Annotated in this window: 20 protein-coding genes; 14 read left to right on the top strand and 6 right to left on the bottom strand. The window is 52.1% G+C overall.

Features of this window, described 5'->3' with window-relative positions:
* Positions 1 to 199: 199 nt before the first annotated feature.
* Entirely contained in the window at positions 200 to 400 is a 201-nt protein-coding gene (locus tag EL29_RS08095; RefSeq protein WP_028715218.1) for a hypothetical protein, read from the top strand.
* 496 nt (positions 401 to 896) lie between these two features.
* Positions 897 to 1,781, top strand: coding sequence for a 23S rRNA pseudouridine(2605) synthase RluB (gene rluB / locus EL29_RS08090; protein WP_014593812.1), 885 nt, complete (start codon positions 897 to 899; stop codon positions 1,779 to 1,781).
* A 92-nt stretch (positions 1,782 to 1,873) separates the two neighbouring features.
* Here the strand turns inward: rluB and EL29_RS08085 are convergent, their stop codons facing one another.
* From EL29_RS08085 to EL29_RS08075, 3 genes are all read right to left on the bottom strand, one after another.
* Entirely contained in the window at positions 1,874 to 3,187 is a 1,314-nt protein-coding gene (locus EL29_RS08085) for a CitMHS family transporter (RefSeq protein WP_013025938.1), read from the bottom strand.
* Between the two features lie 529 nt (positions 3,188 to 3,716).
* Positions 3,717 to 4,307 (bottom strand): cob(I)yrinic acid a,c-diamide adenosyltransferase, encoded by a 591-nt coding sequence (cobO, locus tag EL29_RS08080; RefSeq protein ID WP_013025937.1) that lies wholly within the window; start codon positions 4,305 to 4,307, stop codon positions 3,717 to 3,719.
* Positions 4,307 to 5,068: a YciK family oxidoreductase gene (locus EL29_RS08075; RefSeq protein ID WP_022623214.1), complete on the bottom strand. Its 762-nt coding sequence runs from the start codon at positions 5,066 to 5,068 to the stop codon at positions 4,307 to 4,309. The genes cobO and EL29_RS08075 overlap by 1 nt, the downstream gene beginning before the upstream one ends.
* A gap of 173 nt (positions 5,069 to 5,241) precedes the next feature.
* Between EL29_RS08075 and sohB the strand changes: the two genes are divergently transcribed.
* Positions 5,242 to 6,288, top strand: coding sequence for a protease SohB (gene sohB, locus EL29_RS08070; RefSeq protein ID WP_013025935.1), 1,047 nt, complete (start codon positions 5,242 to 5,244; stop codon positions 6,286 to 6,288).
* A gap of 30 nt (positions 6,289 to 6,318) precedes the next feature.
* Here the strand turns inward: sohB and EL29_RS08065 are convergent, their stop codons facing one another.
* A complete protein-coding gene (locus EL29_RS08065; RefSeq protein ID WP_014605738.1) occupies positions 6,319 to 6,567 on the bottom strand; it encodes a YciN family protein in 249 nt (82 codons plus the stop codon).
* 368 nt (positions 6,568 to 6,935) lie between these two features.
* On the opposite strand from EL29_RS08065, the gene topA reads away from it, so the two are divergent.
* From topA to acnA, 5 genes are all read left to right on the top strand, one after another.
* A complete protein-coding gene (topA, locus tag EL29_RS08060; protein WP_013025933.1) occupies positions 6,936 to 9,533 on the top strand; it encodes a type I DNA topoisomerase in 2,598 nt (865 codons plus the stop codon).
* A gap of 190 nt (positions 9,534 to 9,723) precedes the next feature.
* Positions 9,724 to 10,698: an HTH-type transcriptional regulator CysB gene (gene cysB / locus EL29_RS08055; RefSeq protein WP_014593807.1), complete on the top strand. Its 975-nt coding sequence runs from the start codon at positions 9,724 to 9,726 to the stop codon at positions 10,696 to 10,698.
* Between the two features lie 495 nt (positions 10,699 to 11,193).
* On the top strand, positions 11,194 to 11,352 hold the full coding sequence (locus EL29_RS08050) for a YmiA family putative membrane protein (RefSeq protein ID WP_013025931.1): 159 nt from the start codon (positions 11,194 to 11,196) through the stop codon (positions 11,350 to 11,352).
* A 36-nt stretch (positions 11,353 to 11,388) separates the two neighbouring features.
* Entirely contained in the window at positions 11,389 to 11,535 is a 147-nt protein-coding gene (locus EL29_RS08045; protein WP_227022862.1) for a YciX family protein, read from the top strand.
* Between the two features lie 400 nt (positions 11,536 to 11,935).
* Positions 11,936 to 14,617 carry an aconitate hydratase AcnA gene (gene acnA, locus EL29_RS08040; RefSeq protein WP_028715217.1) on the top strand — a complete coding sequence of 894 codons (2,682 nt, stop codon included), beginning with the start codon at positions 11,936 to 11,938 and terminating at the stop codon, positions 14,615 to 14,617.
* A gap of 31 nt (positions 14,618 to 14,648) precedes the next feature.
* On the opposite strand, the gene ribA is transcribed toward acnA, so the two are convergent.
* Entirely contained in the window at positions 14,649 to 15,242 is a 594-nt protein-coding gene (gene ribA, locus EL29_RS08035) for a GTP cyclohydrolase II (RefSeq protein ID WP_015700216.1), read from the bottom strand.
* Positions 15,243 to 15,470: 228 nt separating this feature from the next.
* On the opposite strand from ribA, the gene pgpB reads away from it, so the two are divergent.
* The 5 genes from pgpB to yciH all read left to right on the top strand — a co-directional run bounded on the left by pgpB (position 15,471) and on the right by yciH (position 19,080).
* Complete coding sequence (gene pgpB / locus EL29_RS08030; RefSeq protein ID WP_013025928.1) at positions 15,471 to 16,235, top strand: phosphatidylglycerophosphatase B; 765 nt, start codon at positions 15,471 to 15,473, stop codon at positions 16,233 to 16,235.
* 129 nt (positions 16,236 to 16,364) lie between these two features.
* A complete protein-coding gene (locus tag EL29_RS08025; protein WP_014593805.1) occupies positions 16,365 to 16,676 on the top strand; it encodes a LapA family protein in 312 nt (103 codons plus the stop codon).
* Positions 16,677 to 16,682: 6 nt separating this feature from the next.
* On the top strand, positions 16,683 to 17,852 hold the full coding sequence (lapB, locus tag EL29_RS08020) for a lipopolysaccharide assembly protein LapB (protein ID WP_013025926.1): 1,170 nt from the start codon (positions 16,683 to 16,685) through the stop codon (positions 17,850 to 17,852).
* Between the two features lie 194 nt (positions 17,853 to 18,046).
* Positions 18,047 to 18,760: an orotidine-5'-phosphate decarboxylase gene (gene pyrF / locus EL29_RS08015; RefSeq protein ID WP_028715216.1), complete on the top strand. Its 714-nt coding sequence runs from the start codon at positions 18,047 to 18,049 to the stop codon at positions 18,758 to 18,760.
* The gene (gene yciH / locus EL29_RS08010) at positions 18,757 to 19,080 is read left to right on the top strand and encodes a stress response translation initiation inhibitor YciH (RefSeq protein WP_014593803.1); all 324 of its coding nucleotides are present in this window, start codon (positions 18,757 to 18,759) and stop codon (positions 19,078 to 19,080) included. The genes pyrF and yciH overlap by 4 nt, the downstream gene beginning before the upstream one ends.
* Positions 19,081 to 19,162: 82 nt before the next feature.
* On the opposite strand, the gene osmB is transcribed toward yciH, so the two are convergent.
* Entirely contained in the window at positions 19,163 to 19,378 is a 216-nt protein-coding gene (gene osmB / locus EL29_RS08005; RefSeq protein WP_014593802.1) for an osmotically-inducible lipoprotein OsmB, read from the bottom strand.
* Between the two features lie 345 nt (positions 19,379 to 19,723).
* Between osmB and araD the strand changes: the two genes are divergently transcribed.
* Positions 19,724 to 20,422, top strand: coding sequence for an L-ribulose-5-phosphate 4-epimerase (gene araD / locus EL29_RS08000; RefSeq protein ID WP_028715215.1), 699 nt, complete (start codon positions 19,724 to 19,726; stop codon positions 20,420 to 20,422).
* Positions 20,423 to 20,660: the final 238 nt, after the last annotated feature.

Below are 20,660 nucleotides of genomic sequence, written 5' to 3'. Positions count from 1 at the left end.
TTTATTGACAGAACGACTACATGAGCAGCAGGCCAACCCAATCAGGTCAGCACAAGGGTATTATCGGACAATAATTAAAATTGTACAATTTTTTTATCTTTGTATAGCTTTGTCATGCGATTACTGTTGTTTTACAAGGTAAAAAACGCAGCTGTCCAGCGTGAAAGGGTTGGGTTTCGCGCATTCCTGTACAGGCTAAATGGCCACGCGTTTATTTGAGTTAAGTGAAATTTTGCCCGATTTTTATTTAACTCAAATTAAATGGGGTGCGCTAAATAACCTTCCTCATGGAACTTTTGTTGTCACCGCAGAAGCCGTGAGCGAACCGCTTAAATTGTTTGACGGTAAATCTATAGTACAGAAATCATTAAATACAAATCTGTTTTATAGCCATTTTTAAAAACAGATGACGCGTAAAGTTTTATAGTCGCTCATCTGAGAAACATTAGATAAAATTAAGTAACAAGGCGTTACATTTTGCGTTGAGGACAAATAAATCTCTGCCGGGAACCTGTTACAGAAAAGAGCGCGGACAGCCGTGAATCCAGACGACAGTATGCTGAGGATCTGAGGAGGCGCCTTTCTGATAATTATGCAGACAAGGCGTGGCGCGAGCCCGGCTTCAAAGACGACGTTTTCATTATTACAATAAAGAGCAGGCTTCGCTTTCCTTGCCTTCAGCCGCGTTGATGCGTAACAGACGAGCGGTGGGTTTCATCTGTTTTCATGCTGATTTTTACTTACCTGCGGCGCGCATCAGGGCAATGCCATAATACGGGTTACATTAAGAGGGACATCCTGTATAATGGGGCCAACAGGAAAATATAAGCCATTGATTTTTAAGGTTAAATTCCTAATCCATCCGACGCCTGGGAAGGCGACAATGAGGTAGCTCCATGAGCGAAAAGTTACAAAAAGTCTTAGCGCGTGCCGGTCATGGCTCGCGTCGTGAAATTGAAGCGATGATTGCTGCCGGGCGCGTGAGCGTTGACGGCAAGCTGGCCACTCTCGGCGATCGTATCGAAAACAGCAAGGCCCTGAAGATCCGTATTGACGGTCATCTGGTGTCGATTGCTGAATCAGCAACAGAAGTCTGCCGTGTTCTGGCCTATTACAAACCTGAAGGTGAGCTTTGTACCCGCAGCGATCCGGAAGGGCGCCCTACAGTCTTTGACCGACTGCCGCGCCTGCGCGGTTCGCGCTGGATCGCCGTGGGCCGCCTTGACGTCAATACCTGTGGATTGATGCTGTTCACAACCGATGGTGAACTGGCTAACCGCCTGATGCACCCCAGCCGTGAAGTTGAACGTGAATATGCGGTGCGCGTGTTTGGTCAGGTTGATGACGACAAAATTCGTCAGCTCAGTAAAGGTGTGCAGCTTGAAGATGGCCCCGCGGCATTTAAAACACTGCGCTTTGCCGGGGGGGAAGGGATTAACCAGTGGTATAACGTAACCCTGACCGAAGGACGTAACCGGGAGGTTCGTCGTTTGTGGGAAGCGGTGGGCGTTCAGGTGAGTCGACTGATGCGTGTTCGCTATGGCGATATCACGTTGCCAAAAGGCGTACCACGCGGTGGCTGGATGGAGCTTGATCTCCCTGCTGTTAACTATCTGCGCAATATGGTGGGAATGGACGATGAGACCGTCACCAAGCTGGCTGTCGAAAAAGATCGCCGCCGCACCAAAGCCAACCAGATCCGTCGTGCCGTTAAACGCCACAGCCAGACCAGTGGCAGACCTGCGCGTCGTAATCCGGGCAGCAAACGCAACGCGACCTGATATCAGGCTGAGCTGAAGCGCCGGATTAATAAAAAAGCCGCAACGTGATCGTTGCGGCTTTTTGCTGTCAGGGAGAGGTGATCTGAGCCGGTTTAGCGGTGGAACAGTGGAAACGCGCCGGTAATTAATCCCCCGGCCATTAGCACCAGACTGATTAAAATGCCCCACTTAATGGCAAAACGCTGGTGGTCACCAATATCGACTTTCGCCAGACCGACCAAGAGATAAACCGATGGAACCAGCGGGCTGAGCAGGTGGAAAGGCTGACCCACAATCGAAGCGCGGGCAATTTCCTCAGCAGAAATCCCATAGCTGGCCGCCGTTTGGGCAATGACCGGCAGGATGCCAAAGTAGAAGGCATCGTTGGACATAAAAAAGGTAAAAGGCAGGCTGATTAATGCGGTGAATACCGCGAGATAGGGGCCAAAGCTGTGGGGGATAAACGCCAACAGGCTCTTCGCCATGGCATCCACCATGCCGGTTCCGGAAAGGATGCCGGTAAAAATACCTGCGGCAAAAATCAGGGCTGTGACGGCCAGCACATTACTGGCATGGGAACCAATACGCGCCTTTTGCTCTTCCAGCGTAGGGTAATTCAGCATTACCGCAATCGCGAAGGCCAGCATAAACAGAATCTGGATAGGCATCGCGCCAATAACCAACAAAACCAGCAGCACCGTGGTAAGAATAAAGTTTGGCCAGAACATTTTAGGTCGACGATTCGCCGCGCACTCTTCCGCATCGCCCAGGCCCAGCTCAATATTATCCAGATGGTGATCGTTGATGCTCATGACCCCCAGGCGCTTACGTTCCTGCAGGCCAAACAGAAACGCCAGGCCGACAAGGGCCACGCAGGCGATAAAAATGGCCGGCAGCATGGGAATAAAAATGTCCAGCGCGTCAATGCGCAATGCCGCCGCCGCACGGGCCGTCGGGCCGCCCCAGGGAGAAAGGTTCATGATACCGCTTGCAAGGTTAACCAGACAGGTCATTGCCAGCACGTTCATACCCAGCTTGCGGTAAAGAGGAAGAAACGCGGCAATCGCGATCATGTAAGTTGTTGAGCTGTCACCATCCAGTGAGACCAGCAACGTTAACACGGCCGTTCCGACGAGAACCTTAAGCGGATCGCCACGTACGATTTTCAAAATAAACCGCACCAAGGGGTCAAACAGACCCGCATCGATCATCAGGCCGAAGTAGAGGATAGAGAAGGTGAGCATCACGCCCGTAGGAGCCAGCGTTTTCACACCATCGAGCATCATGGCGCCCAGACCCTGGTAAAATCCCCCTATCAGGGCGAACAGTGTGGGAATAAGAATTAGCGCTATCAGCGCTGACATGCGTTTGGTCATGATTAAATACATGAAACAAACAACCATCGTAAAACCCAGTATGGTCAGCAAAATAACAGCCCTCTTATTGGCAAAAAGTTATTCAATTGTGAGTAAGCAAGGTAATAATTTATGGAATTACTTAGCGTGTTAATAGTTAACCTGTTGTTTTGATTAACCATGCACATAGAGATGATATTAAAGCTAAATTATTTTTATCATTTCTTTAACATAAAAGGGTGATCCCGATCGGTTTCCGGCCCGGCTGGCCCGGCACAATGTGACTGTGATCAATGAATGCTGGCGCGGGAAAGGGTTAATTTCAGGCATCATTAACTGGAAAGGGCGCGTAAAACCTAAGCGAAAAAATGACATTGATCGCCAGTTGAATGGGGTAAGGCCGTGAGCAGCCTGCCCAAATTGCCCCGACAGCCTTAACGCGACACCGGGAAGGGCGCGTGGTGGGTCATCTCGCGTTTGAGCAAGGGATGGGGATGACAGCTATAGCAAAGTGATAACAGATTGATAATTTGATTGAGACAAAAAAGAGGCGGGTCAGACGGATTCACGCCTGACCTTTATGGCATTGTGTTAATTAACGCTACCAGTCTATGCCCTGTTGGGCCTGGATACCGGCGTCAAAAGCGTGCCTGACGGGGCGCATTTCCGTTACCGTATCGGCCATATCCAGCAGCGTGCGATGGCAGCCCCGGCCAGTAACGATCACGCTCTGATGCACCGGTCGCTGTTTCAGGGCCGTTACCACCGCCTCAAGCGGAAGATAATCCATGCTGACCATATAGGTGATTTCATCAAGTATCACCAGGTCCAGCCGGGGATCGGCCAGCATGCGCTGAGCATGTTGCCACACGGCAAGGCAGGCATCGGTATCGGTCTGGCGATTCTGCGTTTCCCAGGTGAAGCCGGTAGCCATCACCTGAAACTCCACGCCATGCTGTTCCAGCAGATTGCGCTCGCCGTTTGGCCACTCGCCTTTGATAAACTGAATGGCTGCGGCACGCTTACCATGCCCGCAGGCGCGGAGCGCGGTGCCAAACGCCGCCGTGGTCTTACCTTTGCCATTGCCGGTAAACACCATCAGGATGCCCCTGACTTCACTGGCTGCGGCAATGCGGGCATCGACGTGTTCTTTCAAACGCTGCTGTCGCTGTTGGTGGCGTTCATCCGTCATTACTCGGCCGCTCCGGGTTTTCTGCCAGGCTGGGCATCAAAGCTGATACCGGTTTTGCGACGACTGTCGTCGCCCATCAAATACAGGTAGAGCGGCATGATATCGGCGGGGGTTTTAAGTTTGCTGGCATCTTCCTGCGGAAACGCACTGGCACGCATTTTAGTCCGCGTACCGCCGGGATTGATACAGTTGACCCGCAACCCATGATTTTTATACTCATCTGCCAGCACCTGCATCATGCCTTCGGTGGCAAATTTCGATACCGCATAGGCTCCCCAGCCTGCCCGGCCGGTGCGGCCTACGCTAGACGTGGTGAAGACCAGCGAGCCGCTATCTGATTTTAACAACAGCGGCAGCAGGGCCTGGGTGAGGAAGAAAGTCGCATCAACGTTAATCTTCATCACCTGTTGCCACACCAGGGGATCAAGCTCGGCCAGCGGCGTGATGTCACCCAGAATACTGGCGTTATGTAAGACGCCATCCAGGTGTGAAAACCGTTGTGCCAGTTGCCCGGCCAGCTGGTGGCAATGCGCCGGCGTGGCCTCAGACAGATCAAATACGACCGAGTGTGCCGGACATTTGTTTAACTGATTAATCGCCTCTTCTGTCTGCTGCAGCTTTTCGGCGCTGCGCCCCAGTAAGATGACTTCCGCACCAAAGCGGGCATAGGTTAACGCGGCTTCCCGTCCAATGCCGTCAGAGGCACCGGTCACGAGAATCAGGCGATTCGCAAGTAAATCATTTTTGGGTTGGTAATGCATGTTGGGAGCCTCCCGCAACGTGAGGGTTTCACGCTTTATGCCTCAATTCAGGGCATGACGCAATTAGCAACAGGTACATTCTGTGCCAGGTGCTGGCATTTCAGGCGACGAGCCAAAATAAACCAGTTAAACTAACCCTTTGTCAGTAATCCTCTGTTTAATAAGGCGACACGATGGAACTTCTTTTGAATTATGGACTGTTTTTAGCAAAAGCGGTGACGGTGGTGATTGCCATTGCAGCGATCGTCATGATCGTTGTGAACGCCGCACAGCGCAAACGTCACCAGGGTGGGCAACTCCGTTTAACCCACCTCGGTGATGACTACAGCAAAATGAAAGAGGATCTGCAGCTTGAGAAAATGAAACCTCAGGCACAAAAGCTGTGGTTAAAAAATAATAAGAAAGCCGAGAAACAAAAGGCTAAAGCAGAGAAACGCGCAGTGAAGCAGGGCAGCCTGGAGACCGCCAGGCCCACGCTTTATGTGCTCGACTTTAACGGCAGCATAGATGCCAGCGAAGTGAAATCATTGCGTGAAGAAGTCTCTGCCGTACTGGCAGTGGCCCAGCCCGGTGACGAAGTCCTGCTGCGGTTGGAAAGCCCGGGTGGCATGGTGCACGGCTATGGTCTCGCCGCCTCTCAGTTGCAGCGCCTGCGTGACGCCGGATTAACACTTACGGCTGCCGTTGATAAGGTCGCGGCCAGCGGCGGTTACATGATGGCCTGTGTTGCCAGCCAGATCGTGGCGGCGCCCTTTGCGGTTATAGGTTCAATTGGCGTTGTCGCGCAAATTCCTAACTTCAATCGTCTGCTCAAGCGCAACGATATCGATGTTGAACTGCACACGGCGGGCCAGTACAAACGCACCCTGACACTGTTTGGTGAAAACACGGAGGAAGGGCGTGAGAAATTCCAGCAGGATCTGAATGAAACACATCTGTTGTTTAAGCAGTTCGTTCACGAAATGCGCCCGTCACTGGACATCGACCGTGTCGCCACCGGTGAGCACTGGTACGGACGCCAGGCCCTGACGTTAGGCCTGATCGATCGTATTTCAACCAGTGACGATCTGATTATTCAGCACATGGATAAATTTACCGTGCTGGGCGTGAACTACGTGCGTCGCCGTTCAAGAATCGATCGCCTGACCCACAGTTCAGGACAGGTATTTGAACGCCTGCTGCTAAAGTGGTGGCAACGCGGTGATAAACCGATGTTATGAGTACAAACCCGGCTTCGGCCGGGTTTGTTGTTATTGCAGGTGGTAGCGGGGAGACAGCTCAACCGCCAGGTGTTTAAAGAGATTGAAGACCGCGGTGGTTTTTGCCGTTGGCAACCCTTCTTCATCCAAAAAAAGCGGGCCACGGAAGACCAGCACATCACCCTGCTGACTGACCGCCTCCACCGCGACACCGGCTAAATAATCATCATGTTGCCTGAGAAGAGCATTGGCAATCTCCAGTAGTGCCTGGGGCGAAATACCCTGAGTCGGGTTGTGCATGTGTCGGCTCCTTTTTGACAGTCTGACAATTCTTTCTATATTACTTGCGTATCGCATCGTTCGACAAACGGCTGCAGGGGTAAAAAGGGGCTTTACTCACAACAGATGCTAATTAAGTTGCGTAACAGATTTTATCAGGTACAGTGTGGGCGTTTCAGATTCCAGGGATATTGCACCGGGAAGTGCGATTAAGTCAGGCAGAAAAAGCGATTTTTATCATAAAGTTGCATTGGACTGTAATCACTGACCAGAGATTGAGCCCCTCGTCCTGAAATAAAAAACAGGCGTAGCAATATTGAACCCCGTGGGTTTTTGGGCATCCAATCCTCTCCCGTAGAGCAGGACGTATTCATTAGGTAAAGGTAAATATGGGTAAAGCACTCGTTATTGTTGAGTCCCCGGCAAAGGCCAAAACAATCAATAAATACCTGGGCAGTGGCTACGTGGTGAAATCCAGCGTGGGCCATATCCGGGATCTGCCGACCAGTGGTTCAACCGCCAAAAAAAGTGCTGAAACCTCGACAGATAAAAAAGTCAAAAAAGTAAAGAAGGACGAGAAGGCCGCGCTGGTCAGCCGTATGGGCGTTGATCCCTATCATGGCTGGGAAGCGGACTACCAAATCCTGCCAAATAAAGAGAAGGTGGTCGCTGAACTCAAAGCCTTGGCTGAAAACGCTGACCACATTTATCTCGCAACCGACCTTGACCGCGAAGGGGAAGCCATTGCCTGGCACCTGCGGGAAGTCATCGGCGGCGACGACAAACGCTTTAGCCGCGTGGTGTTTAACGAAATCACCAAAAATGCGATCCGTCAGGCGTTTGATACGCCGGGCGAACTGAATATTGACCGCGTTAATGCGCAACAGGCACGCCGCTTTATGGACCGTGTTGTGGGCTACATGGTTTCGCCGCTGTTGTGGAAAAAAGTCGCGCGGGGATTATCCGCGGGCCGCGTACAGTCGGTTGCCGTGCGGTTAGTGGTTGAGCGTGAGCGCGAGATCAAAGCGTTTGTTCCTGAAGAGTATTGGGAACTCAGCGCTAACCTGACCACGCCGAAGGGCGATGACCTGGCGATGGACGTGACTCACGCGGGTGATAAACCTTTCCGTCCGGTCAATCACGAACAGACGCATGCCGCCCTGGCGCTGCTTGAAAAAGCCCGCTTTGCCGTTACCGATCGCGAAGATAAGCCAACCAGCAGTAAACCCGGTGCGCCATTTATTACGTCTACGCTGCAGCAGGCCGCGAGTACCCGCCTGGGCTTTGGCGTCAAAAAAACCATGATGATGGCACAGCGACTTTATGAAGCGGGTCATATCACCTATATGCGTACCGACTCGACCAATCTGAGTCAGGACGCGGTTTCCATGGTGCGCGGCTATATCGAAGGGAATTTCGGTAAAAAGTATCTGCCAGACAACGCCAATACCTTTGCCAGCAAAGAGAATTCACAGGAAGCGCACGAAGCGATTCGTCCTTCTGACGTGGATGTGGTGGCTGAGCAGCTCAAAGATATGGAAGCGGATGCACAAAAGCTGTATCAGCTCATCTGGCGTCAGTTTGTTGCCTGCCAGATGACACCTGCTCAGTATGATTCAACCACGCTGACGGTAACAGCGGGGGATTACAAACTGAAGGCCAAAGGGCGCACGCTGCGTTTTGACGGCTGGACTAAGGTCATGCCCGCCCTGCGCAAGAACGATGAAGATCGCACCTTGCCGCCGGTGAACGTGGGTGACGAACTGAGCCTGCAGGCATTGCTGCCAAGCCAGCACTTTACCAAGCCACCGGCTCGCTTCAGCGAAGCCTCGCTGGTGCGCGAACTGGAAAAACGTGGAATTGGCCGGCCTTCGACCTATGCCGCTATTATCTCCACCATTCAGGACCGGGGCTATGTCCGGGTTGAGAATCGCCGTTTTTATGCCGAAAAAATGGGTGAAATCGTCACCGATCGCCTGGAAGAAAATTTCCGCGAACTGATGAATTACGATTTCACCGCGCATATGGAAAGCAGCCTCGACCAGGTTGCCAACAATCAGGCGGAATGGAAAGCGGTGCTTGATCGCTTCTTCTCAGACTTCAGCCAGCAGCTGGAACAGGCGGAGAAAGATCCGGAAGAAGGCGGCATGCAGCCAAACCAGATGGTGTTAACCACCATTGACTGCCCCACCTGCGGCCGCAAAATGGGCATTCGCACGGCCAGTACCGGCGTTTTCCTGGGATGTTCAGGTTACGCACTGCCGCCGAAAGAGCGCTGTAAGCAAACCATTAACCTGATTCCAGAAAATGAAGTGCTGAATATTCTGGAAGGGGACGATGCTGAAACCAATGCGTTACGCGCACGTCGTCGTTGCCAGAAGTGCGGCACGGCAATGGACAGCTACCTGATTGATAACGGACGCAAACTGCACGTGTGTGGTAACAACCCTGAATGCGATGGCTATGAAATCGAAGAGGGCGAGTTCCGAATCAAGGGTTACGACGGTCCGGTGGTTGAGTGCGAAAAGTGCGGGTCTGAAATGCACCTGAAGATGGGGCGTTTCGGTAAGTACATGGCCTGTACCAACGATGACTGCAAGAATACACGTAAAATTTTGCGTAATGGCGATGTGGCACCACCGAAAGAAGATCCGGTGCCGCTGCCAGAACTGCCGTGTGAAAAGTCAGATGCCTACTTTGTGCTGCGCGACGGTGCGGCGGGTGTGTTCCTGGCCGCTAACACCTTTCCAAAGTCACGTGAAACCCGTGCACCGCTGGTGGAGGAACTGCAACGTTTCCACGATCGCCTGCCTGAGAAGTTGAAATACCTGGCCGAAGCGCCAGCAACCGATCCGGAAGGCAATAAAACGTTGGTGCGCTTTAGCCGTAAAACGAAACAACAGTACGTTGCCTCTGAAAAAGAGGGTAAAGCGACGGGCTGGTCAGCGTTTTACATTGACGGCAAGTGGCAGGAAGCGAAAAAGTAATCCTCAGAGGCCAGCACACGCTGGCCTTTTTTCTCGCCTTATATCAATCCGTTCTACATTGTTTCTTAAAATGCTATAGTGGTTATAGCATTTCCGAACCCTTCTTGCTGCTCAGCACTCCTCCACCGGCCGGGGCGACAGTACGTCATCCGGGGATGCGACTCTGTAACCGACCAGGATAAAAAAAGATATGAAATTACAGCAGTTGCGCTATATCGTAGAAGTCGTGAACCACAATCTTAATGTCTCTTCGACAGCGGAAGGTCTTTATACCTCGCAGCCTGGCATAAGCAAACAGGTGCGTATGTTAGAAGACGAACTGGGCGTGCAGATTTTTGCCCGCAGCGGTAAACATCTCACCCAGGTGACGCCGGCCGGTGAAGAAATCATTCGTATTGCCCGCGAAGTCCTCTCTAAAGTCGACGCAATCAAGTCTGTCGCCGGTGAACATACCTGGCCAGATAAGGGCTCCCTGTATGTGGCGACTACCCATACTCAGGCTCGCTATGCCCTCCCGGGCGTGATCAAAGGATTTATCGAGCGCTATCCCCGTGTTTCACTGCATATGCATCAGGGCTCCCCAACGCAGATTGCCGAGGCGGTCTCCAAGGGAAATGCGGATTTTGCCATTGCTACGGAAGCGCTGCATCTGTACGACGACCTGATCATGCTGCCGTGCTATCACTGGAACCGCGCCATCGTTGTCACGCCCGATCATCCTCTGGCAGGTAAAGCGCAGGTAACGATTGAGGAGCTGGCCGATTTTCCGCTGGTCACTTATACCTTTGGTTTCACCGGTCGCTCGGAGCTGGATACCGCGTTTATGCGGGCAGGATTAACGCCGCGTATCGTTTTTACCGCGACGGATGCGGACGTTATCAAAACCTATGTCCGACTGGGGTTAGGGGTTGGCGTTATCGCCAGCATGGCCGTCGATCCCGTTGCCGATCCCGACCTGGTCAGAATCGAAGCCTCTGAAATTTTCACCAACAGCACGACCAAGATTGGCTTTCGTCGCAGCACCTTCCTGCGTAGCTACATGTATGACTTTATCCAGCGCTTTGCGCCTCATCTGACGCGAGATGTCGTTGATACGGCTGTCGCGCTACGCTCAAACGAAGATATTGAAGCCATGTTTAAAGATATCAAACTGCCGTTTAAGTAACAGAGATGTCCAATCCCTTAGTCTCAGGCTGCCTTGTGCAGCCTTTTTTTTGTTTGAATGTTAGCGCCATGCTTAGGTTGATAAGTTTTATTATTTTTTTGTTAATGCTGCGTCGATCACATGTTTAATGTTTGCTGTATCTTAAATGCGAAACACAACACATTTTTGACGCGATATCTTTGCGGGCTGCCAGGATAATTCCCATACTCCAGTTAAGCCTTGATGGAGAAGCGTTAATTATGGGGTGATTAAAAGACGGGTTTAGTAATGACTGGATCTAAAGTTAAATTAACTCAAATTTTTGTCACTGCCGTTTACGTTTATTTGGAATAAGGCATTAATCATCACTTAAGTAATTTTTACCATTTTGATAAATTGCGTTAATCGTTTTGTGCAATAAAAATTACTGGATTTTTGGCCTTAACGGGTTTAGGATTCGTCCTAAATCTTAATCGATGTTATCAATCGTTTTGTTGAGAGTGATTATCAAAAACTATGACTACGAGACTGACTGTAGACCCGGGTTTCCCGGCTAAAAGCACCAAGGTTAAGCGCTCCGGTAACACTCGTCGCAACGCCTGGTTAACTGTATTTGCTGCCTCAGCGCTGTTTTGGGTTGTTGTAGCGTTAATGATTTGGCGCATCTGGGGTTAAGCCATGTGGGCAAACGCACTCTGCCATAAGCACACAATGACCACTCGTCAGCATCGCCTCTCTGGCTACAAAGCTAAAGAGCCCGTTGCAAAGGCGGAAAAAGTGTCTATCCCGGAAAGCTGGGATCTCAACGAACATCAACGCAATTTCATCGAGTCGTTTCTGGACCCGAAAGTAAAATAATTAATTATCGTTCTTTTCTTTTCGACACATCTTCTGTCATTCGGCTGCTTAAAAAAGCCTTTCACACGTAGCATAAAAGATGTCATCCGTTAAAACGGTTGGTAGTGCGGCTTTCTATTGCCCATTCGGCGCAGGAGTGATCTTATGAATATGATTAAAATGACCTGGTTCAGTGCCTATGCTTTCTCTTTTAGCGTGTGGATGGCAGCACTTTGGGCAGCCTTGTAATATATCGTTTCCTGTTAATAAATAATGCCTCGTAATTTTACGGGGCATTTTTGTTTGCGTCAGATTGTAGCAATTGATGTTGTAATCAAAACGTTAACAGAAAAGTGGTCTATCTTTAAGCTAAACCTTGTTGTCTCTGAGGTTTAAAGACCATGATTATTAAGGAGGAGCTATGTCGTCAACCCTACGCGAGCAGAGTCAGGAAACACTGCAGGTAGATAATCAAAACTATCACATCTTCAGTCTACCTCGCGCATCACAACATCTCGGCAACATTGATCGTTTGCCAAAATCCATGAAAGTTCTGCTGGAAAACCTGCTGCGCTGGCAGGACGGTGATTCAGTCACGGAAGAGGATATCCAGGCACTGGTCGACTGGCAGAAAACGGCCCATGGCGATAGGGAAATTGCCTATCGCCCTGCGCGTGTATTAATGCAGGACTTCACTGGCGTGCCTGCCGTGGTGGATTTGGCCGCCATGCGTGAGGCGGTGAGTCGTCTTGGCGGCGACGTCGCCAAAGTGAATCCTCTGTCGCCGGTCGATCTGGTTATCGACCACTCTGTCACGGTTGACCATTTCGGTGACGATAACGCATTTGAAGAAAACGTGCGGCTGGAAATGGAGCGCAACCATGAACGCTACGTTTTTCTGCGCTGGGGCCAAAAGGCTTTTGATCAGTTTCGGGTGGTACCGCCAGGCACAGGTATCTGTCATCAGGTGAACCTGGAATACCTGGGCAAAGCGATCTGGCAGCAGAACATTAACGGTGAACGTTACGCCTGGCCCGATACGTTAGTCGGAACCGATTCTCATACCACCATGATCAATGCCCTGGGTGTACTCGGCTGGGGCGTGGGCGGGATTGAGGCAGAGGCCGCCATGCTTGGCCAGCCGGTTTCTATGCTGATCCCCGACGTCGTGGGTTTCAAGCTAACCGGGAAACTGCGTGCGGGCATCACCGCAACCGACCTTGTACTTACCGTCACGCAAATGCTGCGTAAGCACGGCGTTGTCGGGAAGTTTGTCGAGTTCTATGGCGATGGCCTGGCTGATCTGCCGCTGGCCGACCGTGCCACCATTGCTAATATGGCACCAGAATATGGCGCAACCTGCGGATTTTTCCCGGTTGATGAAGTTACACTCAGCTATATGACGCTAACCGGACGCGATGCCGAGCAGGTGGCACTGGTGGAACACTATGCTAAGCGACAGGGCCTGTGGCGTAATGCGGGCGATGAACCGATTTTCACCAGTAGCCTTGCGCTCGATATGAATGAAGTCGAGTCGAGCCTGGCCGGACCGAAACGTCCGCAGGATCGCGTCTCGCTGGGGGATGTGCCCGCCGCTTTCGATGCCAGCAATGAGCTGGAAGTGAACCATGCACAGAAACCGCATAAGCAGGTCGACTATACCGACAGCGAGACCGGCCTGAGCCACACGCTGACCGATGGCGCGGTGGCGATTGCGGCGATTACCTCCTGTACCAACACCTCTAACCCCAGCGTGCTGATGGCCGCAGGGTTACTGGCGAAAAAAGCGGTTGAGCGGGGATTAAAACGCCAGCCGTGGGTCAAAGCGTCGCTGGCTCCGGGTTCTAAAGTGGTCTCCGACTATCTCGCGGTCGCGCAGCTGACACCTCATCTCGATAAACTGGGTTTTAACCTTGTGGGCTACGGTTGTACGACCTGTATCGGTAACTCGGGTCCGCTGCCGGATGAGATTGAATCGGCCATCAAAGAAGGGGATTTAACGGTAGGGGCCGTCCTGTCCGGTAACCGCAACTTCGAGGGCCGTATTCATCCGCTGATTAAAACCAACTGGCTGGCATCGCCACCGCTGGTCGTCGCCTATGCGCTGGCAGGTAATATGAAAATCAACCTGCAAACCGACCCGCTCGGTCACGATCATCAGGGAAAGCCGGTATTTCTGAAAGACATCTGGCCTTCACCTGAAGAGATTGCGACCGCCGTCCAGCAGGTCACCAGCGATATGTATCACAAAGAGTACGCTGAGGTATTTAACGGCACGCCAGAGTGGCAGGCCATTAAGGTAAGTGAAGCGGCTACCTACGACTGGGATGAAGGATCAACCTACATTCGCCTGTCGCCCTTCTTTGACGACATGGAAAAAGAACCTAAGCCGGTTCAGGATATTCATGGCGCGCGCCTGCTGGCGATTCTTGGCGATTCGGTCACCACTGACCACATCTCGCCTGCCGGTAGCATCAAAGCGGAAAGTCCGGCCGGTCGCTATCTGCTGTCCCACGGCGTGAAGCGGAATGATTTTAACTCCTACGGTTCACGGCGCGGCAACCACGAAGTGATGATGCGCGGGACCTTTGCGAATATCCGTATTCGAAATGAAATGGTGCCCGGCGTGGAAGGGGGTTACACCAAACACTACCCCAGCGGTGAGCAGTTGGCCATTTATGACGCGGCGATGAAATATCAGGCTGACGGCATTCCCCTGGCGGTGATTGCGGGTAAAGAGTACGGTTCAGGATCGAGCCGTGACTGGGCGGCGAAAGGGCCGCGTTTGCAAGGCGTCCGCGTGGTAATTGCGGAATCCTTCGAACGTATTCACCGTTCCAACCTGATTGGTATGGGGATTTTGCCGCTGGAGTTCCCTCAGGGCGTAACGCGTAAAACGTTAGGTCTGAAAGGGGATGAGGCGATAGATGTGGAAAACCTGGCGCAGCTTAAACCCGGATGCACCGTTTCTGTCACGCTAACGCGCGCAGATGGCAGTCAGGAGAAGCTGGATACGCGTTGCCGTATTGATACCGGTAATGAACTGACCTATTACCGAAACGACGGTATTCTGCACTACGTGATTCGTAACATGCTGAACTGATAAATCAGCCGGGGAAACCCGGCTGTTTCATTCAGGACTTCGGCAGAAGATGACCCATTTTTTCTGCCTTGGTATCAAGATAGTGCGCATTCTCAGGATTGCGCCCGACAACCAACGGCACCCGCTCAACAATATTGATCCCGGCTTCACCCAGAATTTCCACTTTCCGTGGATTGTTAGTGAGCAGCCGAACTTCATTTACGCCCAGTAATTTAAACATATCGGCACACAGCGTGAAGTCACGTTCGTCAGCGGCAAAGCCCAACTGATGATTGGCTTCAACGGTGTCGTAGCCTTTATCCTGCAACGCATAGGCACGAATCTTGTTCAGCAGGCCGATGTTACGACCTTCCTGGCGGTGATAGAGCAGTACACCGCGGCCTTCTTCAGCAATGGCATTCAGGGCCGCTTCAAGTTGGAAGCCGCAGTCGCAACGCAGGCTGAACAGCGCATCGCCAGTCAGACACTCGGAATGAACACGAGCCAGGACTGGTTGATTATCGTTAATATCGCCAAAGACCAGGGCAACATGGTCATGACCGGTTGCCAGTTCTTCAAAACCTACCATCAGGAAATCTCCCCATGGCGTGGGCAGTTTGGCTTCTGCCACCCGTTTAAGCTGCATGTGACTCTCCAGAACCCTCAAAGGATGCACTATCATCATAATAGTGCACAGGCCGATGCGGCCCGACAAACGTGGAATATTGTGCCACAACCGCGAGGCAGGCTGTTAATCTGTGTAAACGATTGTTGTGATAAAGCACGATTATCTAATCTTAAAAGGTTATGTTATTCTTTTTTAAGCTAAAGTTATGCTTTCGCAACAGGTTTTTACCGGGAAAAAGGAAAAGGGATGATTAAAATCTTTCAACGGACGCTGGCGGGAATGCTGCTGCTGCTTATTATGCCGGTTGCAGTATGGTTGTCCGGTTGGCAATGGCAGCCTGGCGAAAGTAATACCTTTCTTAAGGTCTTGTTCTGGATGACCGAAACGGTCACACGGCCGTGGGGAATGCTGACCAGCCTGATTTTAAGCGCGTGGGTGCTGTGGTGCCTGCGTTTCAGGCTCAAACCGGCGCTGCTGCTCCTGGTGATCATGAATGCCACCATCCTGGCCGGTCAATACACAAAATCCTTTATCAAAGAGCAGGTGCAGGAACCCCGGCCCTATGTCGTCTGGCTGGAGAAAACCCACGGGCTGGACGACAAGACCTTTTACCAACTGAATCGTGAGCAACGTGGCCAGCGCGTTACGGCGCTGATTGCGGATGAATCCCATATTCCGGGCTGGTTGAAAAAGCACTGGGCCTTTGAAACAGGGTTTGCCTTCCCGTCGGGACACACGATGTTTGCCGCCAGTTGGGCCTTACTGGTCATCGGTTTACTTTGGCCACGCCGGCATTACAAAACGATTGTGCTTGTCGGACTCTGGGCGACAGGCGTCATGGGCAGTCGCCTGCTGCTGGGCATGCACTGGCCGCGCGATCTGGCCGTGGCAACATTCATTTCCTGGGTGTTTGTCGTGGTGGCAACCTGGCTTGCTCAACGCTTCTGTGGGCCGCTCAGCCTGCCACCGGAAGAGAAGCAGGAGGTGGCTGAACGGGAACAAGGATTGTAATTGCGCCGTTCAGCACCATATCTTTATCTTGAAACTGAGCAAAAGCTCTTCGTCTGATGCGGCCGGGAGCAGTATTTTTGCCGTAATTTTGGCATAATTCTATTCGACAACCTCACAACGGGATGCACTGTGAAATATTTGCTGATTTTTTTAGTGGTTTTGGTCATTTTTATCATTTCCGTGACCCTTGGCGCGCACAACGACCAGGTTATCACCTTTAACTATCTGCTGGCGCAGGGTGAATTCCGTATCTCTACGTTACTGGCAACGCTTTTCGGCGTCGGTTTTTTGCTGGGATGGGTTATCTGCGGACTCTTCTGGTTACGTCTTCGGGTCTCTCTGGCCAATGCACAACGTAAAGTTAAGCGCCTGCAGACACAGATTGATCAGAGCACGCCAGCGCCTGTCGGTAAACCGCTACCGCCGGCCGCGCAGGAATAAGTCTCCATGTTAGAGCTGCTGTTTCTGTTACTTCCTGTCGCCGCTGCCTATGGTTGGTACATGGGCCGCCGAAGCGCGCAGCAGGATAAGCAACAGGAATCAAACCGCCTGTCTCGTGACTACGTCGCAGGGGTAAACTTTTTACTCTCCAACCAGCAGGATAAAGCGGTCGATCTGTTTCTTGACATGCTCAAGGAAGACAGCGGCACGGTTGAAGCACACCTGACCCTTGGCAACCTGTTCCGTTCGCGCGGTGAGGTTGACCGCGCCATTCGAATTCATCAGTCTTTAATGGAAAGCGCGTCGCTAAGCTACGAACAACGCTTGCTGGCCATCCAGCAACTGGGGCGTGACTATATGGCAGCAGGTCTTTATGACCGCGCCGAAGACATGTTCAAACAGCTGACGGATGAGACAGATTTCAGGATCGGTGCACTGCAACAGCTGTTGCTTATTCATCAGGCAACCAGCGACTGGGTTCAGGCTATCGAGGTGGCTGAGCGGCTGGTTAAACTGGGCAAAGACAAGCAGAAGGGTGAGATTGCCCATTTTTATTGCGAACTCGCGCTGCAGGCAATGAGCAGCGACGATCTCGACAGGGCGATGACCCTGTTGAAAAAGGGGGAGTCAGCCGATCGTCAGAGCGCACGCGTCTCGATTATGATGGGGCGCATCCTGATGGAGAAAGGGGAGCACGCCAAAGCTATCGAGCATTTGCAGCGTGTTCTGGATCAGGATAAAGAGCTGGTCAGTGAAACGCTGCCGATGTTGGAAACCTGTTTTCAGCGTCTTAATCAGCCCGACGCCTGGGCCGCATTTCTTAAACGCTGTGTGGAAGAGAACACCGGCGCCGCGGCGGAACTGTATCTTTCCGCGATTCTGGAGCAGGAGCAGGGCGCGGAAGCGGCGCAAAACTACATCAATAACCAGTTACAGCGTCACCCCAACATGCGCGTATTCCATCGTCTGATGGAGTTTCACCTGCATGAAGCGGAGGATGGTCGTGCTAAAGAGAGCCTGATGGTGCTGCGCGATCTGGTCGGCGAGCAAATCCGCACGAAACCACGTTATCGCTGCCAGAAATGCGGCTTTACGGCTCATGCGCTCTACTGGCACTGTCCGTCATGCCGGACCTGGTCATCAGTCAAACCGATTCGCGGACTGGATGGGCAATAACCTGTTGGTTATTGTCTTCGGTTTTCAATGCTTTTTAGTTACAACATACTAGAATTGTTAATTGCAGAAATTGCCTGACCTCCGTGCGTTTATCGCCTGGCAGCGCAACAGGGATTGTGATGCGAAAAGCGGGCAGGTAGAATGCGTGCCGTTTGTCTAACGCGCCAGCAGGTGCCTACCGCAGAGGAAATAGCATGGCCTTATCCCAGACTTCACCGGTGTTAGTGGCGCTTGATTACCACGATATGAAAAGCGCACTGCATTTTGTCGATCAGATAGAGCCGGGCAGCTGCCGCCTGAAAGTGGGCAAAGAAATGTTCACATTGTTCGGCCCAACGCTGGTAAAAACCCTGCAACAGCGTGGGTTTGACATCTTTCTCGACCTGAAATTTCATGATATCCCTAATACCACCGCCCGCGCGGTCGCTGCTGCCGCCGATCTTGGCGTCTGGATGGTGAACGTTCATGCGAGCGGCGGAGCACGCATGATGAATGCCGCCCGTGAAGCGCTTCTTCCCTATGGTGAGCAGGCGCCGTTACTGATTGCCGTCACCGTGCTGACCAGCATGGATGCCGAAGATTTACTTGGCCTGGGCATCACGCTGTCTCCTGCAGAGCAGGCTGAACGCCTGGCAAAACTCACGCGCGAATGCGGTCTTGATGGGGTTGTCTGCTCCGCACATGAAGCCGCGCGGTTCAAACAGGCGATCGGTCATGATTTTAAGCTGGTTACTCCCGGCATTAGGCCTCAGGGAAGCGACGCGGGCGATCAGCGCCGCGTTATGACGCCACAGCAGGCCCGCCTTGCTGGCGTCGATTATATGGTAATAGGACGTCCCATTACGCAGTCAGCGGACCCCGCAGCGACGCTTAAGGCGCTGTTGCAGGATTTGGAGAGCGTAAAATGAGTCGCGATAATCCCTTGGTGTATTCAACCGACGCTGGCCGTATCACTCAGCCCGAACAAAAGGCGGAACGGCCCAAAGGCGACGGCATTGTTCGCATTCAGCGCCAGACCAGCGGACGCAAAGGCAAAGGTGTCTGCCTGATTTCTGGCGTCGATATGGATGAGGCAGCACTGAACCAGCTGGCCGCTGAACTGAAGAAAAAATGCGGTTGTGGCGGGTCGGTGAAAGAGGGCGTGATCGAAATCCAGGGCGACAAGCGCGATTTATTAAAAAGCCTGCTGGAGGCCAAAGGGATGAAGGTAAAACTGGCTGGGGGTTGAAAGAAGAAACCGGACTACAAGGTAGTCCGGTTTTTTATTATGTAGATGCGCTGCGTAGCCGTGATTTATTGTTATAGCGTGCTTAGTGAACCTGGTGACCGATAATACCACCCACAGCTGCACCACCCACGGTACCCAGCGCGCTGCCGTTGGTTAATACAGAGCCACCAATTGCGCCGGCACCTGCGCCAATCGCAGTGTTACGGTCGCGTTTAGACCAGTTCGAACAGCCGCTCAACGCCACAACCAGCGTGGTCGCCAGGACAGCGGCGGTCACTTTTTTCATTGTAATTGTCATGAACTTCTCCTTTATTGTGTATGCAGATGCAACACAGTAAGTATAGCTGTGAAATTTTTTCAGGCCGCCTGTGAGGCATGATTACCGCATCCTTTCAGTATAAAAATGCCAGACACCATGGACAATCTGCTTGTAGCGGCTGAAAAGCATCATTAACAGATGGACCTGTCTGATGCCTGACAGAATTCTATTCATTTTGCAGAATTTCCGAAGATGGAAAATTCTTAATTCGCGACACAATTTTTCATTCACAGCCATTTTCCGCTGCTTTTTAGCTATTTGCTCCATAACGTTTTTTCTGCCTGCTCCGCACACTATGAAAACCCTTCTCAGCAGGAGAAAAAAATGCTGGAGCACCTTAAACAACAGGTCCTGGAAGCCAACCTGGATCTCCCCAAATACAACCTTGTCACCTTCACGTGGGGAAACGTCAGCGCGATTGACCGTGAGCAAGGTCTGTTAGTGATTAAACCTTCTGGCGTCAGTTACGATGTCATGAAAGTGGAGGACATGGTGGTGGTCAACCTGGCGACCGGCGATGTGGTGGAAGGCGAAAAACGGCCTTCATCCGATACGGCTACGCACCGGGCACTCTACCTGGCCTGGCCTGATGTTGGCGGAATCGTCCATACGCATTCACGTCATGCCACCATCTGGGCGCAGGCCGGACGTGCCATCCCCGCGTGGGGCACCACCCACGCGGACGACTTTTACGGTGAGATTCCCTGCACCCGAGCCATGCGCGATGAAGAAATCAAAAATCAGTATGAGTGGAATACGGGGGAGGTGATCATTGAAACCTTCGCCGAGCGCGGACTTTCTCCTTCGGCCATTCCTGCCGTGCTGGTGAATTCTCACGGGCCTTTCGCCTGGGGCAAAGACGCACATGCGGCCGTCCACAGTGCAGTGGTACTGGAAGAAGTGGCTTACATGGGATTGTTTAGCCAGCAGCTCACGGCCGGGCTGCCTCCCATTCAGCAGACCCTGCTTGATCTGCACTATTTGCGCAAACACGGTGAAAATGCCTGGTACGGCCAGAAATAATGCCTGGGGCGCAGCGGTGCCTGCGTCCCGAAATGGCTCGTGATGAGCGAGCCTTAAGGGAAGGACAGTCTCATCAATGCCGGTTATCGGTTCGCGCCTTTCTGTGGTAAAGGCTGGGGATATCAAGAAAGTCTACTAATCATTTAAAGGTGGTGCATCGGGGATCACTCTGGAATTTATGTTGTAAATCAATCTCTCATTTGGTCTGGCCTCACTCTGGATTAGGCTGATGTGGCGC

This window comes from Pantoea ananatis LMG 2665, assembly GCF_000710035.2.
Classification (GTDB): Bacteria; Pseudomonadota; Gammaproteobacteria; order Enterobacterales; family Enterobacteriaceae; genus Pantoea; species Pantoea ananatis.
This window is presented reverse-complemented; position numbering and strand designations above follow the sequence as displayed.

Bases quoted from the DNA above. Each gene is read 5' to 3' on its own strand.
- EL29_RS08095 (WP_028715218.1), top strand. From the start codon at position 200: ATGGCCACGCGTTTATTTGAGTTAAGTGAAATTTTGCCCGATTTTTAT.
- rluB (WP_014593812.1), top strand. From the start codon at position 897: ATGAGCGAAAAGTTACAAAAAGTCTTAGCGCGTGCCGGTCATGGCTCG.
- cobO (WP_013025937.1), bottom strand. From the start codon at position 4,307: ATGACGGATGAACGCCACCAACAGCGACAGCAGCGTTTGAAAGAACAC.
- EL29_RS08075 (WP_022623214.1), bottom strand. From the start codon at position 5,068: ATGCATTACCAACCCAAAAATGATTTACTTGCGAATCGCCTGATTCTC.
- sohB (WP_013025935.1), top strand. From the start codon at position 5,242: ATGGAACTTCTTTTGAATTATGGACTGTTTTTAGCAAAAGCGGTGACG.
- EL29_RS08065 (WP_014605738.1), bottom strand. From the start codon at position 6,567: ATGCACAACCCGACTCAGGGTATTTCGCCCCAGGCACTACTGGAGATT.
- topA (WP_013025933.1), top strand. From the start codon at position 6,936: ATGGGTAAAGCACTCGTTATTGTTGAGTCCCCGGCAAAGGCCAAAACA.
- cysB (WP_014593807.1), top strand. From the start codon at position 9,724: ATGAAATTACAGCAGTTGCGCTATATCGTAGAAGTCGTGAACCACAAT.
- EL29_RS08050 (WP_013025931.1), top strand. From the start codon at position 11,194: ATGACTACGAGACTGACTGTAGACCCGGGTTTCCCGGCTAAAAGCACC.
- EL29_RS08045 (WP_227022862.1), top strand. From the start codon at position 11,389: ATGACCACTCGTCAGCATCGCCTCTCTGGCTACAAAGCTAAAGAGCCC.
- acnA (WP_028715217.1), top strand. From the start codon at position 11,936: ATGTCGTCAACCCTACGCGAGCAGAGTCAGGAAACACTGCAGGTAGAT.
- ribA (WP_015700216.1), bottom strand. From the start codon at position 15,242: ATGCAGCTTAAACGGGTGGCAGAAGCCAAACTGCCCACGCCATGGGGA.
- pgpB (WP_013025928.1), top strand. From the start codon at position 15,471: ATGATTAAAATCTTTCAACGGACGCTGGCGGGAATGCTGCTGCTGCTT.
- lapB (WP_013025926.1), top strand. From the start codon at position 16,683: ATGTTAGAGCTGCTGTTTCTGTTACTTCCTGTCGCCGCTGCCTATGGT.
- pyrF (WP_028715216.1), top strand. From the start codon at position 18,047: ATGGCCTTATCCCAGACTTCACCGGTGTTAGTGGCGCTTGATTACCAC.
- yciH (WP_014593803.1), top strand. From the start codon at position 18,757: ATGAGTCGCGATAATCCCTTGGTGTATTCAACCGACGCTGGCCGTATC.
- osmB (WP_014593802.1), bottom strand. From the start codon at position 19,378: ATGACAATTACAATGAAAAAAGTGACCGCCGCTGTCCTGGCGACCACG.
- araD (WP_028715215.1), top strand. From the start codon at position 19,724: ATGCTGGAGCACCTTAAACAACAGGTCCTGGAAGCCAACCTGGATCTC.